The organism is Bradyrhizobium sp. 41S5, assembly GCF_011516665.3.
In the GTDB taxonomy this organism is placed as follows: Bacteria; Pseudomonadota; Alphaproteobacteria; order Rhizobiales; family Xanthobacteraceae; genus Bradyrhizobium; species Bradyrhizobium quebecense.
Window position 1 is genome coordinate 4,674,435 of sequence record NZ_CP083721.1, and the last position, 16,509, is coordinate 4,690,943.

Below are 16,509 nucleotides of genomic sequence, written 5' to 3' on the forward strand. Positions count from 1 at the left end.
CGGTCCTAAAGGCGGGAAATATGGGGGCTAGGGTGAGTGACCTGCAGTCCGCGATGGGCGTAGCGGCAACGCCTCGTTATTGAAGCTGCGGAGGCGTCGGAGGCGCCGACGGAGTGTTGCGATACAGGTTTGCGCCCGAGATCGTCACGGAGTATGCGACGCCGCCGGGGTTCAGCGGGCCGGTGACGATGAAGCGAGCGTTCGAGTCCGAGGTATTGATCGGAAAGTTGAATTGATATCGTCCCGCCGCGGCCGGGATGGGCTGAATAGCAGTGATCGTGGTGCCGGAATTGGCGACGATGCTGAACGCGCACGGATTGCCTGACGTGCACCCGGTCCAGGACGTGATGTCCAGCGACGCCCACAGAGTGTCGCCACTATTGAGAGCGCCGAGCGTCATGCCGCCGCCAGCCGGGAAGGCCGATCCGGAGATCGTGACGGACCCGGCGGCGTTGAAGACCACCGAGCCGCCGAAGCCCGGATCGGACACGAACGGAGACGCGCTGGTCGGAAAGGTCGTCTCGACGTAGGGGCTCAGCGTCGGGAACGGATAGCTGGTGGTCGCCTCGACCGTGCAGCGATTGATCTGCAGGAGATTGTCGAGAAACTCCGAGAACGTCAACTTCCCGGCGTAGGTCGCCAGCTGCGGATCATGAACGGTCTCACTGCCAAGCACGGCCCCGGTCGAGGCGTTTCGCATCACCATGGACGCGTTGGTGCCACCGTCGTAGTTGAGCTCTGACTGATACTCGACGCCTGATGTCAGCGAGTAGCTGGCGGACACCCACCATGCGGGCTGGGTAAAGTTGGCGCCGTTCACGCCGAGACGCAGGAGGAAGAACGAGGCGTCACTCTCGCCGTGCAGATAGGGCAGCGTCCCTGTGGTGTCGTTGGTGAACGCGTAGGTCGGCGGAGTGTTCACCGTGCCGGACGGATAGTTCCACAGGCACGAGATGCGGCGCGGCACCTGATTGAATTGCTGGAAGGCGTAGAGAGCCTGACTCGCGACCGGCAGCGTCATCCGGCCGCCGCCTGCGATGCCGTTCGCCGCGCCGGTGCCGCTGGCCTGATACGCCGGCCCCTTCGGCGGGATGCGGCCATTCAGCGACTTGGTTGCGCCCGTGTAATCGTCATACGCCAGGTATTGCGAGAACGGCGGTGGCTTGGCCAGCAGCGACGCGCGCGTGCGCTGTTCAAGAGCGTGCGCTTCAGTGACATGCTGCAGGAAGTTGATGAAGATCGCGACGAAGGCGACCAGCGCAAGGATCGGAACAATCCATGCTGCCCATCTGGGACGATCATACATCAGTTGAGCCCCACAGTAGCAATTCCGACGCGCAGTACCTCGCCGCTCACCGGAACGTAGGCGTTGGTGACCTCAACCATGCCCGTGATGGTGGTGGCGCCGGACGCGCACTGCGCCTGATAGGACGTCCCAGATAGGCTCGTACCGCTGTTCGAGCCGGACGATTGATTGCTGCCGAGCGTAAAGCCGATGCCGTTGAAGCCCGCCGTCAGGTTGGCGAAGTCAGCCGACGCGATGTTGAAGGCCGCGTTGTCGTTGACGTTGGTGCCCGGCACCGCAGAGAACAGCCACAGCACGCCGCTCAGCTTCAGCGTCGGATTGGCGCTCGACCAGACATCCACCCGCGTGATCAGCACCTGACCGCCATTCACGCGGCACACGCCAGTCAGCGAAAAGAAATTGGTAGCGCCCGACGTTGCGTTGTTCCAGCCGGTGTTGACGGTATAGGTCGTCGTGTTGGCCGGGCGAGTGATCGAGGCCGTCGCGTATGCCGCGAAGCCCGCTCCGATCGTATTGCCCGAGGCATCGACGACCTGGGTTTTCTGTCCGCCGCCGGTCTGGTTGGCGGCCGTGGCGGCCCCGGATGGCAAGCCGACGGTAAGCGTGCCGGCCACCAGCGCCCGGATCGCCTCGAGCTTGACACCCTGATAGCGATTGATCGCCATCAATGTGGCTGCGCTCGAGCCATCCCATGTCGTATTGCCCTGGGCGCCGATGGAGGTATCGATGTTGCCCACCGACGTATTGCCAGTCGCTTGGGCCGCGGCGGTTGCGGCTCCGTTCAGCGTGCCGAGATTGAAGGTCGGCGTCGCCGCAAAAGCGGGAAGCAAAACACCGGTGCCGAACTGAAACGAAAGCGGATTGGCCGCCGTACCAACCGCGGCGCCGGTGCTGTCGGTCAGATAATGCGGAACGACGCAAACGATGCTGGTACAGTCGCCGCTGCTCTTAAACGTGATCGTTACACCAGCCTGGTTCTTGCTGGTGAAGTCGGCCTGAGCCGAACCGATCAGACCAGCAGCCAGGGCAAGAGCAAGTGAAATCTTGCGCATAATATGACCTCAGAGCAGAGCTGAAATGATTGCGGTTTGGCAGGTGTCGGAGAAATCCAACTGGCCGGGCCCGGCGCAGCCTACCGGCGGCGTGCCACCGGGCTGCTTCTTCATGACGACGCGGCCCATCTTCCCGAAGCCAACGCCAAGCTTGCCGAGGCCGAGGGCTTGCACGTCCGTCCCCCAGAGGGCGGAGGCCAGCAGAGCGGCGGCCGTCAGCGCTGCGGTAGCGCGCTTCATGGGTTGGCCACGATCGAGATGATCTGGCCGGCCTTGACCCCGAAATATTCCGGGGCATCCGGCCCGAGCGGCGTGTTCACCGTTGTCGCCGTGGTCGATCCGGCTGGACCGATCTTCACCGCACACCTCGTGTCGCAATTTACGCGGATGTACGTCGTACCGGTCGTGAACGCCGCTGACTCAGCATGACCGGACGTGAAGTCGACAATCGGTTGCTCGACCGCCGGCGGCATGGCCGCAATCTGCGCCCGAATGTTCGTCGCGGTCACTCCGACATCAGTGAACTCGGCAATATGTGCCTTCGCGGCGAGCGCCTGGGTGGCACCCAACACACCGGCAGCAGCGATCAGCGCCACGAACCACTTCATGTCGTCAGCCTCGTCTTTAGCGATGGGACCAGAGTTTGGCGGCCGGCCTACTCCACGTATTCGAGCCGATCGAGAAGGACGTGCGCGTTGGTCACGACGTCCTGCGAGGCCTGGTAGTCGAAATCGGCCATGACGTCGGTGTTCTTGGCCGTGGCCTGCGGGTTGCCGCCACCACGGTAGACGGCGCGCGGCACCTGGAAGATCAGCGCCTGGCCGTTCTTCGCGATGCGCGAGTTGATCGGCCGCGGCGTACCATTGTAGAAGGCCTGCACCTCGGTCGCGCTGCCGAAATACGTCGTCACCTTGCCGGTGACTGTGCACTCGCCGTCATTGATCGCCACCGGCGCGTCGGAGTCGACAGCGTCGAGCGTCCGGAGGTTGTTGTTGATCTGGATCGAGAAGCCCTTCGCCCAGTTCGGCGAGCCCAACTGCACCTGGTTGACGCCGAGGCGTCCGACGTTAGCGTTCGCGGCCATGACGACGCCGGTCGTCACCGGATCCGGGCTCGCGTCCAAGGTCACCGTCCCGATGCTGCCGCCGAGGCCAGTGAACGTCGCCTGCCACTTCAGCTTGTCGCCGCTCTGCATGTCGACGTTGAAGGTGTTCGCCTGCATGCCGATGTTCACGATGTAGGACGGCACCGGCTCGCCGAGGAAGCCGCGCTCGATCGTCATGGAGTTCGGAGCGACACCGTTCTTGATCTGGTCGCCGAAGAAAGCCCAGATCGTCTTGCCGGTACCGGGATCGGCCGCCCATCCGGACGGCAGGTTGTCCAGCGTGAGCTTCTGCGCCGCGATCGCGGTGACGCGAGCGTATGCGGCCGCTCGCGCCTTGGCACCGGCAGTGACGAGGAAGGCGAACTGGGTGATATCCGCGGCGCCGCCGACCTTGATCCACTGCCCAACGACCAAGCCAAGCGTCGTGAAATCCAGCGCGGTCGAGCCGAGGCCGTCGACCAAGGCCGTGATGTCGCCGGCGGCGCCGGCGAAGCCCACCACCTTGAGCTTGGCCGTGCCGGGAGGAGCGACCTCGGCGACCAGTCCGGCGGCGCCGACAACCGTGGTTCCCGTCGAGGCCGAGGCTCTGAAGACCTGGTTGTTGGCGCCCTGGACGAAGCCGCTGGCACGGACGAGATGGCCGAGCTTCACCGCTGCACCGCCGGAAGCCACCGCATAGGTGCTCGCGACCGTGCCGGCATCCGTGATGACGCTATCCGCGGTACCGTCGTTGAAGAACTGCGGCGTGTTCGCCCAGACGTTCTCAAACGCCGACATCAGGATCTCGGACAGCGCCGAGCCGTCATCGGGATACGAGATTTCGCCGTTGATTCCGCCGGACGACGCCTGGTTCGTCTTGATCGGGTCACCAAGCATACGGTCGTCGCGGATCTCTTCCGAGTCCACATAGGTCGGACCGAACTGCAAGGACTCCCCGGTCATCCTGACCTTGCGCATGCGCGGCGTCGTCGGGGTGACGCCGGGCGTGGTCTCCCGAACGAGAGCAAGTTGCGTGCGGTTGGATGAGGTCACGGCGTTCTCCCAATGAAAAAGGCGCCCGTTGGGGCGCCTTGCGTGAGGTCAGCGATGGATGGGGTGAGTTACTTCTCGGAGGTCGCTGGGGTGGCCGGCCGGCTCACCTCAAGCTTGTTCGGGGGCACCTCCGCCGCCACGGACGTCGGCAGCGCTACAGCCTCGCCGCGCTCCTTGATGAAGCCGCGGGCCTTCAGTGTCTCGATCGAGTGCGGCTCGAGATGATCATCGGAGCGCACCACGTTACAGCGCTCGTCATCGGGCCTGAAGCGCCGGTTCACGGTGTTGAAGGGCTTGAGAACGTCGTGCTCGTCCATTGGAGTCTCCTATTCCGCCTCGATCAGGCGCCATTCGATGCTGACGGACATCAGGTAATAGTTCGCGTTCTCCGCACCGGGATCGCCCGCGCCCATGTCGGCATCCAAGAACTCTAGCCGGTCATTGAGCATCGTCTTGCCGCGGAACATATTGGCAAGGCCCTTCGCGATGCGCCGCGCCTCACGCGAGCCGATGCCGCGAGGCGTGAAGACGTGAAACCAGATGGTGCCGTCTTCATCCCAGCGGTTGTCGCCGGCGTCGATGCCGCCGCCTATCGACTGCTGGCCGTAAAGCTGGCTGTTCAGGATGACGAGGACCCAGCTCTTGATCTCTCCGCTGGGAGAGCCGTCCCCTTCGTTTTCATAGACCAGCGGCGCAACGCTGAAATCCCAGTTGCCAATGACCGGAGCGTTGGTATCGACATCGACGTAGCCGAGATAGTCACGAATGGCGTCGAATACCTCGTCGTACGGCAGATCCATCAGGAGACCTTCATCGTCAGAACGAGCGCCGGATACGTCATCTGCGCTCCCGCCATAGTGTCTTTCCGCAGCTTTGTCCGCGCGAACGGTCGATAGCCGCGGCGAAAGTGCCCCTTGAGGATGTAGCCACCTGGCAACGTGATCATCGTGCGCTTCGCCGTGACGAAGTTGCCAAATCTCGCCATAACCGCCTTGCGGACATCTTCAACAACACCGGGCGGCACCGACATCCGCATGTGACCGACGTCGATTTTCCGGCTGTAGGGCTGGTTGTTGGTCAGGATGACCGTCGAGTTGATCGGGATCTCGTCGAAGCTCTTCACGACGCCACCTGGCGTCATGATGAACCAATCCCGCTTGTAACGGCCCGACTTCTCAGGCGACCGCTCGACCGCGGTTTGCAGCGCGAACTCGACGATCTCACGCCACCAATGGAAGACGTAGAGGATCGGGCCCGGCGGAACGACTGTTTCCTCCGCGGCGCCGAGATTTCCGTTCACGTAGCGATCGTAGCGCTCAGATCCCTCTCCGGATTGAATGACGGCCGCCAGTTCCTGCCTCGCGAATGCGGCCAACTCCTTTGCGATGTTCTCTGGCGCCATCCCCGCCGTGGCGAGTTTCAGATCGCGCTCGAAGGTCGAGATGCGGGCCATCTCTAACCATCGACGATCATCTTGACGCGGACGACTTCGTCGTCGACCGCAACCGGATCGACTGCCTTCACTGTTTTGGCGCCGCCCTTGATGATGGTGACGTCGCCGATCACTGGAATGCGTGGGTCGACATCGAATGGCGCCGCAGCAGCCGCCGATGCATGCTCCGGCCACCCCGCTGCCGTGATCTGCGTCAGCGTGATGATGACGACGTACGGCTGCTTGTAGATTCCCCTGGCGAGTTCGTCGGCATTCATCCGATAGCTGCGGACGTGCGCTCGAACCCCGACCTCATCCCTACTCGCGCCGATGGTTCGGCGCAAAAGGATGTTTTCGCCTCGAGCCGCGAGGGACGCATCCTGCCGATCGGTGTATTCGCTCACAGCGATCGATACCTGTAGGCTTCGAGCTTGGCTTCGATATCCGGCGGGAATGGCCCCTGCCCGATATTGCCGACCCAGTAGTCGACTTGGTCGACATCGACCACCGCAACCGACTTGACCATCGGATCCCGTGTCCGCGCCTCGCGCGCGGCCTTGATCAGGTCCACAGCGACGCCCTCGATATCCGACGGCAATGTCGACTGTCCGGTGTCGTTGGGCAGGAGCCAACCGGCGGTGCTGCGTACCTCGACCTTGCCGCGGCACGGCCAATGACTTGGATGTCCGAAGCGAAGCCGATAAAGGATGCCGCTTCGGCCGATCAGTTCATAGTCGTCCTGGTCGATCACGACATCGTTGATCTTGACGTACGCCACCGCGGTGACCGGCTTGCGGGCCAGGACCAAGCTCTCCCGATGATGGTCGTGGTGGCGAAACCGAAAGGTCTGGACGAGATCCTCGGACGCTAGGGTACGGGATCCGTCATCGGCCATCGGCACCTTGAGGTACGAGCAGATCAGCGCCGAAACGCGCGCGATCGCCTCGTCAATATATGCGTCCTCGGCTGTTCCAGTGATTTTGAGGTCGCTCTTGACGCGGTCTCGCGTGGTCAAGCCTGTTGTGGTCGCCGCGACGGCGCGAACGATGGTGCTGAGCATCTACGCCTCGCCGTCGCAGCCGATCCAGATATCAGCCGGCCGTGGCAGCGCCGGCATCCGTGCCGGCGACAGGCTTGCCACCGGCATCGGCCTGCGCGCTTCCGGCACCAGCCTGGCTTTCACCACCTTCCTTTTGACCGACAGGCGCCACATCGCCGCCAGCACCAGCCACGCCCGCTTCCGACGTCTCGGGATTCGCGCGCCGGTCGACCTCCGCCTGCACGATGTTGCGGGCCTCATCGGTTCCTGCCACGGGCTTGCCGAGGATCTTCTCGGCCAAGGCCTTCAGGGCAAACCATTTCAGTTTCGGCCAGTTCTCCGGGATCTCGACCTGGCCGTCGACGACGATCACCTTTCCGCCGCCATCGCCAGCACCGGCGGTATCGGCCCCTTCGCTACCCTCCTGGACCGCGAGGCCATACCTCAAGGCGGTCTCAGCGAGGTCCCCATCAATCACGTCTCCCTCGACGAAATGGGTTGGATTGGTCTCGCCATCCTTGACGCCAGGAAACGGCGTCACGACTACTGCGCTCATGGCAGGTCTCCCTAAATGTTGAACACCGGCTCACAGGCTGCGGCGCCGTCATGGATACAGCGCCGCACCTGATCCCTCCGCATTCGGTTACGGAAGCGGCGACACACGGGCCCTCGAGCGGACGACGGCCATCGACTGCACCAGGCCGGTGGTCGCGCCGGACGTGAGGACCGATCCGCGGACGTAGCGCTTGCTGCCGACATAGCCGACGCGCTGCACGGCATTCTGGCCGGCGCCGCTGGTAACAGGAGCGAATGCGCCCTGGATGTCCGGGGCTGCGGCGGCAACGAAGGTCGTGCCGTCATCGCTGTGCTGGATCGACGGGGTGTGCGAGCCGTCGGTCCATGCACCGGCCTCGAACGCAAACATCGCGCTCTCGTAGCCCTGGAGGTCGACGGTTACGCCGTTTGCGGTGCCGTTCACACGGGCCGCCGGCGCAAGAGTCTGAGCAACGTCAACGTTGCTCCGGAGATCACGCTTCATAGCGCAGGTCCCTTCTGAAGGTTGAGGAAATTGGGGGGAAGGTGCCGCGGCCCGGCGTTGGCCGAGCCGCGCTTGCGAACGTGGCTCGGAGCGCGCTTACGCGAACTTCAGGAGCTTGAACGCCTCGAAGTTCTGCACGCCACCGCCGACGCGCTTGGTCGTGTAGAACAGCACGTAGGGCTTGGCGGTGTACGGGTCGCGCAGGACGCGAATGCCGATCCGGTCGATGATCAGATAGGCGCGCTTGAAATCGCCGTAAGCGACCGAGAGCGAGTTCGCGCCCATGTCCGGCATGTCAGGCATCTCGACCGCGGGACGACCGAGGATCTCCTCGATGAAGCCCTCCTGACGAAGGACCATGTTCAGGAGGTAGTTGCCCTGGCCGTCCTTCAGCTTCCGGATCGCGCCGAGCGTGCCGCGGTTCGCCACGAAGGTCGAATTGATGCGGTACGGGCTCTTCACCGAGTGCAGGAGGTCGACCAAGCAGTCAGCCGGGTTGGCGTTCGCGAAGGCGCCGGCGGCGCCGGTGGTCACGAAGCCGATCTTGCCCCAGGCATAGGCGTTGTTGGCCACGGTCTGGTAGCCACCGACGATGCCATTCGGCTTGTTCTGGCCGTCGCCGACCACGAAGGCGTTGCCTTCCTGGCGGGCGAACTCGAGCTGCACCTCACCGGCGATCCAGGCGCCGATGTCGACGAACGCGTCGTCGAGCAGGCTCTGGGACGCTGCCGGCATGGCATACATCTCCATGATCGGGAACTTCAGCTCGCTCAGGTTCGATCCGGCAGTCTGCGGACGCGAGTCCACCTCACCGACCCAGCCCGAGGCGGTGCCGTGCTGGTTGACCAGCTTGCGGTACTCCGAGGTGCCGATCGTCATGACGGTCGCGAGATCGCGCATCGGCGAGATCTGCTGGACGACCTCGTCGATGGTCTGCTCGATCTCCGGCAGGACGGTGTAGCCACCATCCGGATCGGAGCCGACGGACATCGCGGCCTTCACCTCGAGGTCGCGCAGCGCCGAGGCGCCACCTTCCACGGCATTCTCGCCGCGGCGGAAGTACCGGTTGAACGCCTTCGCGTACTCCGGCAAGTTCGGGTTCGACGTGCGCGGATCCTTGCTCGCCTTGGTGCCATTGCCCAGAACGGTCAGGGACGCCTGCTTCTCGGTCAGCTTCTCGATCTCAGCGGTGATCTTGTCGATCTTGGCGCCGATATCCTTCTGCTGCTTCACGCCCTCGTCGATCGCGGCGTTGATGCGGTTGACCTGCTCGGTCATCACGGCATCGTCGACCTTCGCCTTCAACGACGTGTCGTTGGCAGCACGGAAGTCGTTCACGACCTTCTCGAGCTGCTTCATGGCTTCGACCTGAGCCGACTTGAAGTCGCCCAGATCCTTGGTGAGCCCCTGGACGAGCTCGGCCGGACTTACGTCGGCGCGGACTCCCGGGAGCATGAGTGCACGAGGCGCAGCAGACAGCAGGCTGCGCGGCGCGAAATGGCGCGTCATGGCCAAATTCTCCGATTGGATGGATTGCGTTGAGCGTTACGACTTCGCGACCTGCTTGAAGGCGGCGATCGCCGTCAGCAGTTCGGCTTGTCCAGCGCCAGGCTTGGACCCGACATCAGCGCCAGGCATGACGTCACTTTGATTGGCGGCCGCCGCAGGCGTGCCGCTCTTCAAATCTCGGATGAGCGCACGGAACGTGCCGCGAGACATGCCTTCATGCTCGCCATCGTTCCGGGTCAGGATCTTCTCGATCTCACGGACGGCCGGCGTACCGTCGGCGCCGGCACCGGCCGCATTCACAATCATGCTGCGCGCCTGTGCCGCGGGGACGTGCCCGCGGCGGACCAGGGCAGCTTCAATGTGAAGGGCAGCAATCTTGGACTTCGAGGTTGCGGCGGCCTTCTTGTCTTCCTTGATCTTCTCCTGCGACAGGAGGGTGTCTGCAAAGCCCTCGTCGATCGCCTGCTGCGCGCCGATGAACGTCTCGTCGTCCATATAGGTGGCGACGTCGTTCGCCTTCATGCTGGTCCGGGCGACGTAGATGTCGCGCAGCGCCTGGTCAAACGGTTCGAGATAGTCCGCGACTTCACGCATATCGTTGCGGTTGCCGATCGCCATGACCCAGCAGTTGTGGATCATGATGAAGGCGCCCTGCCCGATCTGGACGTCATCGCCGGCCATGGCGATCACCGAGGCCGCACTTGCCGCGAGCGCCATCACTTTGACCGTGACCTTGCCGGGATACTGATTCAGCAGGTTGTAGATCGCGATGCCTTCGAACATATCGCCGCCGGGCGAGTTGATCTGCACCTCGACCGGCTGGCCGCTGAAGCTCTTCAACTGGCTGGAAACGGAATCCGCGGTGATCCCTCCGCCGCTCCAGAAGTCGTATCCAATCACGTCGAACATCTCGATGACGTTCGGTTCGTCTGCGGTCGCCGCGCGGATGCCGGGATTCCAGCGCGAGAAGCAATCAGGACTCGCCGGCGCCGACGACGCGAGGTCCGAGCGCGGCTGCACTTCAATGCGCGGGGGCCGGTTCGCTACGGTGATCACGCCACCACCGGCGTTCGGGCCCTTGCCGGCATCGGCCTGGCTCGAGTCAGTGTCGCCGTCGATCTCGTCGAGGAGCGCGCCGGCTGCATCATAGACTACCTTGTCCTTTTGCGAGCTCGACCGCTGCCGGATCGCGACCAGGGCGCTCCGATAGATCTTGCCGTCTTTGGCGAACGGGTACTTCCAATGGTCCTTGGTGTCGAAGTTCTCGGTCGTGTCGATACCGAGATGATGCTTGCCGTAATTCGCCCAGTCGGAGCCAGCGTCGCCGAGCAGCGTATTGCCATCATCGGCAGTGAACGACCACGCCGAGTCCCGATCGATGTTGTCACCGGCGATAAGGTCGCGCGCGAACGCGCGGCCGGCGCGATTGAGATCAGCCATGTGCCCTCTCGTCAATTACTTGGATGTCGGAGCGTTTGGATCGTGCGCGGCCAGATCGGCCGTCGCCTTGCTGGCGTCCTGCATGTTGACCGCCTGCAGGTATGTCTGGCCGATGCCGTCGGGCAGCGGGTTCGCGTCTTCCATCTCGCGCACGTCGTCGGCAGACCACCAGCCCCATTGGCGACCGACGGCATACGACAGCACTCGCGTCTTGATGTCGGCCCGCAACAATCCCGACGGATTGATCCGCACGTAAAGGGTTGGGTCATCCGGCGGCTGCAGATCGCGCTTGATCGCGTCCTGCCACATCGTGAACCAGTCCTGAAGCGTATAGGCGACGAACCCGATGCCCATCTGTTCAACGCCGGAGCCCCACGACGTTTGCTTCGTGGTCAGACCGACCATGAACGGCGGCACTCCGAAGAACATGCATATCTCGGTCGCCGTGATCTCACGGTTCTGGATGAACTGGAGATCAAGGTTGCTGAGGTCGACCTTCTCCCATTTCAGACCACCCTCGAGGATGAGGGTCTTGTGCGCGTTCTCCGCACCACGGTACTCCTCAAGATCAGCCTTCAACCTTTCCCTATCGTCAACCTCGCCGGCGGTTGAGAGAACGGTCCCCACGGAAGTGCCGTTCTTGAACACCTTGGCCAGGTGCTTCTCCGACTGGATCGAGATGCCGATCGTCTCGCGAGCGAAACCGAGAACCGAAAGCCCGTTGATGCCGTCCAACGACATGCCGCGGAGGTGAAGGATGTCCTCTTGCGCAATCGTGATCTGCGCACCATCCGGCCGAGTGTACGTATAGGTCAGCGTGAAGTCGGTGTTCTGCTTGACCTGCATCGCGCCGACCAGCGGGATCAGCCACTTGATCTTGCCAAACGCTCCTCTCACGATCAGCGCATAGCCATTGCCGCGCATCAGCACCATCATCTGCATGAGGCGCTTGAATTCACTTGGCGTCTGCCAGGGGTTCGGCTTCGTCTTCAGCACGTCCCAGATGATGGCATCGTTGGCATCGACGCGGGTGTTGCCGGTCCGCCGCTTGATGTCCATCGGCAGCGTCGCGATGGCACCATTGATGATGGCCGCGCACCGAAAAGCGGTGGCCACCTTCAACGCGGAGTGCGGGTTCACCGGCGCGCCGGCCTCGCTGCCGAAACCGCGGCCGCGCAGATATTCCTGGATACGCGGATCATCGAGGTCCGCGATCGACGAAACCTCGGCGGAGGCCATGACCCGCGGCTCGCGCCGCTGCTCCACCGGAACGCCGCCACGGGATCTGAAGATATCGAAGATGCCCATTCAGACCCTCAAAGAACCATGGCCCTCGGCTTCGCGTGGCCATGAGCCTTTGGATTGGTCGCCATCAGGTAGGCTGAATTGAACATCGCAATCGCGGGGTCGATCTTGGCATCGCCCGCGGTCTGCTTCGTTGCCCTGATTGCCGTGGCAGTCGGCTCGATCTTCAGATTGCTGACGCACCAATCCATCATCGGACTCGGCGCGTGCCGCAGCGTTCCTTTGACCAGCTTGCGTTCGCAGGTCTTGATGCTGTTCATCATGCCGAAGCCCTGCGGGGCGCCGATGAGCAGCTTGTTCTCGACCGTGATGTCGATTTCCTTGTCGGCCAAGGCGTCAACGAATTCGCCGAGGCCGGCAGGGTCGACCGAAACACCGCCCAGGAGCCGCTTCTTCTTCACCAACTTGATGATGCGAACGATCTTCGAGATGTCCTCGAGTTCGTCATCGACGATCGTGAGATCGCCCTCCTTTTCGAATTGCAGCAGGCGCGGTGCGATCGAGTGCCGCAGATCGAGCACGCCGCGGTGGCACCACGCATGCACCCAGAGGAGCCAGTCCTTCGTGATCTTGTGCCGGCCCAGCAAGCTGAGCCCAAAGAGGTCGTCGAGCCCGCCGCCGTCTATACCGGGCACGATGACGTCGCAGACCTTGAACAGGTAGCGCAGCGTGATCTTCTGATCGCCGCGCTTCTGCCAATGCGTTGCGCCAGGCCAACGATTGGCCCGGAGGTTCATGCCGATCTCGACGTTGAGATGCTTGGCTAGGAAGGTCCGGAGCGCGTCCTCGTTGCCGCGCTGGGCCTTGGTCAGTTCGCTCAGCAGCCATTCGGTGCTGACGGAAAGATCGAGATTCGGGTTCGTGATCCGCCAGTTCGACGGGTCGAGGTAGGCCTTCGCCTTGATTATGGCCTCCGGGAATTCGTAGAGCATCCCGAAGCTGGTCGGATCCACAATGGTGCCGTCACGGACGTCGCGGAAATAGTCGAGCTTCTCCTTGAACACACCGGCCGGCGGCGCGTCTGACTGCGTCGAGAGATAGACGACGAAGCCCTCTTTCCTCGATACGAGACCGCCGGTCGCTTCCTGAAACATCGCAGCGGCGTTGGCACGCTTGCCGAAGATCCAGAGCTCGTCGACCAGGACGAAGGCGGCTTTCTTGCCGCCGACCACGTCCGCGGCCCCCCTTGCTTGCGCGGGCCTTCGCCTTCCGCTTCGCTGGCTTCCTGGCCTTTTTCCGTGGCGCCGATTTCGGCTTGGCCGCCGGATTTTCTCCAGATCCGCCGTTTTCCGGTTTTTCGGTCATTTCGACGCTTCACCTTGAAAAATTCGGTCGCGGCAGAAAAAATTGTGCAAATGAGCCCCCGTGCGGTAGGGGGTCCCGTCGGTTCCTAGACTTTCCGACCCCATACCCCTTGGCCTCGAGGCGCTGGCTTGGCTTGGCGCGGGCTGGCGTGTCGGTTGCGGTGGCGGCGGATTGGTGCGGCCGTGGTTCAGCCTGGCCGAATAGTGTCAGCGGATACGCTGGCGCCGCTGGCGCCGCGCCGCGCGCGGCAACCGCCCGCCTTTCTCTCTCGACTAGCTCGCCTTGTGGTGACGTCCGCTTGTCGTGGCAGGCGCACGCCGATCCGCCCGGCTATGCCGCACCATGCGGCGCGCTATCGCTTGGCATTGCATCCCATGCGTCGGCGGCGCTGATGCAGCGCTCGACCCGAACCAGTGGCAACACAATGATGACTGCAGGCTGGCGCCGCTGTCGGCGGGCACGGCGCGGCGCGTCGGGCGATAGCTCGACTACCTCGCCCATGCCGTGCCCCTGACATGCGAAACCCGCCAAGGCGGTGCGACCTGGCGGGCGTTGGATTGCAGCGACAATGCGTCACCGTGCTTGCTCTGAATCGCAAATTGAGTCGGCTGTCAAATCGCTGTTCCACCGCTTGACGGTGGATGACAGCAGGGACGGCGCCCGCAGCAACTCAATTCCGTGATAGTTGCGGGTTGGATGACTGCGGCATAACTCAATCTTGAGGCGTCCAATGACCGACACAAAGACCAGCAAGCCAATGGCCAAGCGCAAGCCAGCAAGCCGGGCTTTCTCTTCCGCTGATGTTTCACTCAGAATCAGCGCGGCTGAATTCCGGGCCTGGCAGGAAGGCGCAAGCCTCTCGAATGCCGCAGCTGCGCGCCTGCTCTACGTGTCCGAGAACACGCTGGCGCAGTATCGGGCCAATGGTGCTGGGCCTGACATCGCACGGCAGATTTGGGCGATCATTGCAGGAATTAGACCGGATACCGGGCGCCAGCGCGCCGAATTGCTGGGCCGGATCAATGCTGCACTAGACGGCTAACGTCTCAATATTGCGATACTCAGCCGAACAAATACAACTTTTTCTCGCAATTTTGCGTTTTACCCATTGACGGCCGCGCCGACATCTGCGCATGTACGCGTCACCACGGCGCGATTGTGCGCAACTTCAAAGGCCCGGCGAAATGAACGACTTCATTTCCTTTTGCATCGCTAACCCGGCTTTCACTCTGGCCACGTTTGCAGCGATCTATTCCGCGTGCTGGCTCGTCCTCTTCGCAATCCACTGCATTCCGGCAAAGCCTCGCCGCCTTCTGATCCGGCGCCGCGCGCGCCTCAACCGCCGCTAAGAGGCCAAGCATGTCTCAATCCCTCAAAACCGGATCGCGCATTGAATTGCATGGCACGCCAGCGATTGGCGGCTTTCCCAGCGTCGCGCCAGAGGTCGCGAAAATCGCGCGATGGACCGCGGCAAGCGGACCAATCCAGCCGGGCTGGCACATCGTCAAATTCGCGGATGGCGGAAGGCTTTGCGTTCACGAAAGCCGATTCCGAGTCATCAGCAACCGCTAACACTTTTCCACCGCGCGATTGTGCGCAAATCGAAAGGCTAGACCAATGGACGATACACTTGATTTTGTTCTGTTCTGCGCGGCGGCTTTAGTCGGAACGTTTGTCATTTTCGTATGCTGCCTTTGAGGAGCGCGCCGCAATGGCAAAGCCCGATGACTTAACCGCCTATGCCTCGGCCGGCTATGCCGCGCCGGCCTCGGCCAATCCGCACTTGTGGAGTAGCGCAACGCACATTGCATTCCGCCTCGGCCAATGGTTTCACGAAACCGGCCGGCCGGCGCCGCGCGACGTCCGCATGTCCCGCGGCCTTTCGATCCGAGCTAACGATATGCTGATACGCTGGAACGCTGAAACCGGCGCTTGCGAGCGTATCAACTAACGCGATTTGCAGCCTATGCCGTGCACGTCACGGCATAACCGGCAAACCGCCGAAACCGCGCAATTGTGCGCAATTCGAAAAGGAAAAAGGCCATGAAGTATCGCAAGCATGATTCCGACCGCCGGCCGAGCGACAAGCGGACTCGGCGCGCCGCGGTGCGCGACGGCAAGCGCGCTTTTCTGAATTCGTGCCTTTGAGGAGCGCCCGAGATGCAAACCGAGTTGAATCCGCTTATTGCCGAGGCCGCGCTTTGCCTCTGGGAAGCCTGTATTGACGCCAGCAACCCGGAATGGCGCAACGATCGTCCCGCGGAAATCAAAGCCGCCGCGGAACTAGTTGACCAATACCGTGACGGATGGGGCGCATACGAAATGCGCCATATCATGATCCGGCTCGCTCCAGACTGCGAAACCGTTTGGCAATCCCTTACGGACTCCGAGCGCGATCAAGTCCAATTCGATTGGGATTTTTGCCCGGCTTTCGTTCTGGCCGGACTCAATTGGAGCGACGATCCGGCGACAAGCGGCGGCGTCATTCTTTGGCCGGATGCTTTGGAACGTGTCCGCGCTTTCCTCAAACTTGAGGCATTGGACCGCACGGGAATGAATTTCGTTCCCTCCAACTGACTTTCCGACGGTGCGGCGCCGAGGCGCGCCGCACAACGGAACGCCAAAGCGGACCAAAGCGCGATTGTGCGCAAACCGAATAGGACAAACCGAGATGAGTGACTTTCATTCCATCAATGCCGAGCAAGGCCTTTATGTTCTGCGATCCGGCGCCGGATATACTTGCGTTGGCTTCAGTGTCGCCGAGAGATGGGCGCGCGACGTCGCGGCCTGGCTTCCCTCGGCCGCGGTCCCTCCAGGCCTCGGCGCATTCAAGCCCGGCACAATCCAGCATTATCGAGTCTACCGCGCGACAATGAAGGCCGGCGCCAATCATGCGGCCGCGACTAGGTCGCGTTGTCCCGCGCAGCTGGCGCCGCAACTAATCG

The 16,509-nt window shown here is 62.7% G+C and carries 20 protein-coding genes; 4 read left to right on the top strand and 16 right to left on the bottom strand.

What is annotated here, in order from left to right:
• Positions 1 to 76: 76 nt before the first annotated feature.
• From HAP47_RS22630 to HAP47_RS22705, 16 genes are all read right to left on the bottom strand, one after another.
• The gene (locus tag HAP47_RS22630; protein WP_173642712.1) at positions 77 to 1,306 is read right to left on the bottom strand and encodes a hypothetical protein; all 1,230 of its coding nucleotides are present in this window, start codon (positions 1,304 to 1,306) and stop codon (positions 77 to 79) included.
• Positions 1,306 to 2,358, bottom strand: a complete 1,053-nt coding sequence (locus HAP47_RS22635) for a hypothetical protein (protein ID WP_173642711.1) — start codon at positions 2,356 to 2,358, stop codon at positions 1,306 to 1,308. Before HAP47_RS22635 ends, HAP47_RS22630 begins: the two co-directional genes overlap by 1 nt.
• A 9-nt stretch (positions 2,359 to 2,367) precedes the next feature.
• Positions 2,368 to 2,598: a hypothetical protein gene (locus tag HAP47_RS22640; protein ID WP_173642710.1), complete on the bottom strand. Its 231-nt coding sequence runs from the start codon at positions 2,596 to 2,598 to the stop codon at positions 2,368 to 2,370.
• Complete coding sequence (locus HAP47_RS22645; RefSeq protein ID WP_092114345.1) at positions 2,595 to 2,966, bottom strand: hypothetical protein; 372 nt, start codon at positions 2,964 to 2,966, stop codon at positions 2,595 to 2,597. Before HAP47_RS22645 ends, HAP47_RS22640 begins: the two co-directional genes overlap by 4 nt.
• Before the next feature lie 47 nt (positions 2,967 to 3,013).
• The gene (locus HAP47_RS22650; RefSeq protein ID WP_173642709.1) at positions 3,014 to 4,495 is read right to left on the bottom strand and encodes a phage tail tube protein; all 1,482 of its coding nucleotides are present in this window, start codon (positions 4,493 to 4,495) and stop codon (positions 3,014 to 3,016) included.
• A 68-nt stretch (positions 4,496 to 4,563) separates the two neighbouring features.
• Positions 4,564 to 4,812: a hypothetical protein gene (locus HAP47_RS22655; protein WP_092114341.1), complete on the bottom strand. Its 249-nt coding sequence runs from the start codon at positions 4,810 to 4,812 to the stop codon at positions 4,564 to 4,566.
• 9 nt (positions 4,813 to 4,821) lie between these two features.
• A complete protein-coding gene (locus HAP47_RS22660) occupies positions 4,822 to 5,295 on the bottom strand; it encodes a phage tail terminator-like protein (RefSeq protein WP_173642708.1) in 474 nt (157 codons plus the stop codon).
• Positions 5,295 to 5,948 carry a hypothetical protein gene (locus tag HAP47_RS22665; protein WP_173642707.1) on the bottom strand — a complete coding sequence of 218 codons (654 nt, stop codon included), beginning with the start codon at positions 5,946 to 5,948 and terminating at the stop codon, positions 5,295 to 5,297. Before HAP47_RS22665 ends, HAP47_RS22660 begins: the two co-directional genes overlap by 1 nt.
• 2 nt (positions 5,949 to 5,950) lie before the next feature.
• On the bottom strand, positions 5,951 to 6,205 hold the full coding sequence (locus HAP47_RS22670; RefSeq protein WP_173642706.1) for a hypothetical protein: 255 nt from the start codon (positions 6,203 to 6,205) through the stop codon (positions 5,951 to 5,953).
• A gap of 122 nt (positions 6,206 to 6,327) precedes the next feature.
• Positions 6,328 to 6,987: a hypothetical protein gene (locus tag HAP47_RS22675; protein WP_173642705.1), complete on the bottom strand. Its 660-nt coding sequence runs from the start codon at positions 6,985 to 6,987 to the stop codon at positions 6,328 to 6,330.
• A gap of 31 nt (positions 6,988 to 7,018) precedes the next feature.
• Positions 7,019 to 7,522, bottom strand: a complete 504-nt coding sequence (locus HAP47_RS22680; protein WP_173642704.1) for a hypothetical protein — start codon at positions 7,520 to 7,522, stop codon at positions 7,019 to 7,021.
• Between the two features lie 87 nt (positions 7,523 to 7,609).
• Positions 7,610 to 7,945 (bottom strand): hypothetical protein, encoded by a 336-nt coding sequence (locus tag HAP47_RS22685; protein WP_210285379.1) that lies wholly within the window; start codon positions 7,943 to 7,945, stop codon positions 7,610 to 7,612.
• 156 nt (positions 7,946 to 8,101) lie between these two features.
• The gene (locus tag HAP47_RS22690) at positions 8,102 to 9,514 is read right to left on the bottom strand and encodes a phage major capsid protein (RefSeq protein ID WP_173642702.1); all 1,413 of its coding nucleotides are present in this window, start codon (positions 9,512 to 9,514) and stop codon (positions 8,102 to 8,104) included.
• 36 nt (positions 9,515 to 9,550) lie between these two features.
• Positions 9,551 to 10,954 (bottom strand): head maturation protease, ClpP-related, encoded by a 1,404-nt coding sequence (locus HAP47_RS22695; RefSeq protein WP_173642701.1) that lies wholly within the window; start codon positions 10,952 to 10,954, stop codon positions 9,551 to 9,553.
• Between the two features lie 15 nt (positions 10,955 to 10,969).
• A complete protein-coding gene (locus HAP47_RS22700) occupies positions 10,970 to 12,262 on the bottom strand; it encodes a phage portal protein (protein WP_173642700.1) in 1,293 nt (430 codons plus the stop codon).
• An 8-nt stretch (positions 12,263 to 12,270) separates the two neighbouring features.
• Positions 12,271 to 13,431, bottom strand: coding sequence for a terminase TerL endonuclease subunit (locus HAP47_RS22705; RefSeq protein WP_231168339.1), 1,161 nt, complete (start codon positions 13,429 to 13,431; stop codon positions 12,271 to 12,273).
• Between the two features lie 863 nt (positions 13,432 to 14,294).
• Here HAP47_RS22705 and HAP47_RS22710 point away from each other — a divergent pair.
• The 4 genes from HAP47_RS22710 (at position 14,295) to HAP47_RS22725 (ending at position 16,141) form a co-directional block, all read left to right on the top strand.
• Entirely contained in the window at positions 14,295 to 14,606 is a 312-nt protein-coding gene (locus HAP47_RS22710; RefSeq protein WP_173642699.1) for a hypothetical protein, read from the top strand.
• Between the two features lie 317 nt (positions 14,607 to 14,923).
• Positions 14,924 to 15,136, top strand: a complete 213-nt coding sequence (locus tag HAP47_RS22715) for a hypothetical protein (protein ID WP_173642698.1) — start codon at positions 14,924 to 14,926, stop codon at positions 15,134 to 15,136.
• A gap of 139 nt (positions 15,137 to 15,275) precedes the next feature.
• Positions 15,276 to 15,515 carry a hypothetical protein gene (locus tag HAP47_RS22720; RefSeq protein ID WP_173642697.1) on the top strand — a complete coding sequence of 80 codons (240 nt, stop codon included), beginning with the start codon at positions 15,276 to 15,278 and terminating at the stop codon, positions 15,513 to 15,515.
• A 209-nt stretch (positions 15,516 to 15,724) separates the two neighbouring features.
• Positions 15,725 to 16,141 carry a hypothetical protein gene (locus HAP47_RS22725; protein WP_173642696.1) on the top strand — a complete coding sequence of 139 codons (417 nt, stop codon included), beginning with the start codon at positions 15,725 to 15,727 and terminating at the stop codon, positions 16,139 to 16,141.
• Positions 16,142 to 16,509: the final 368 nt, after the last annotated feature.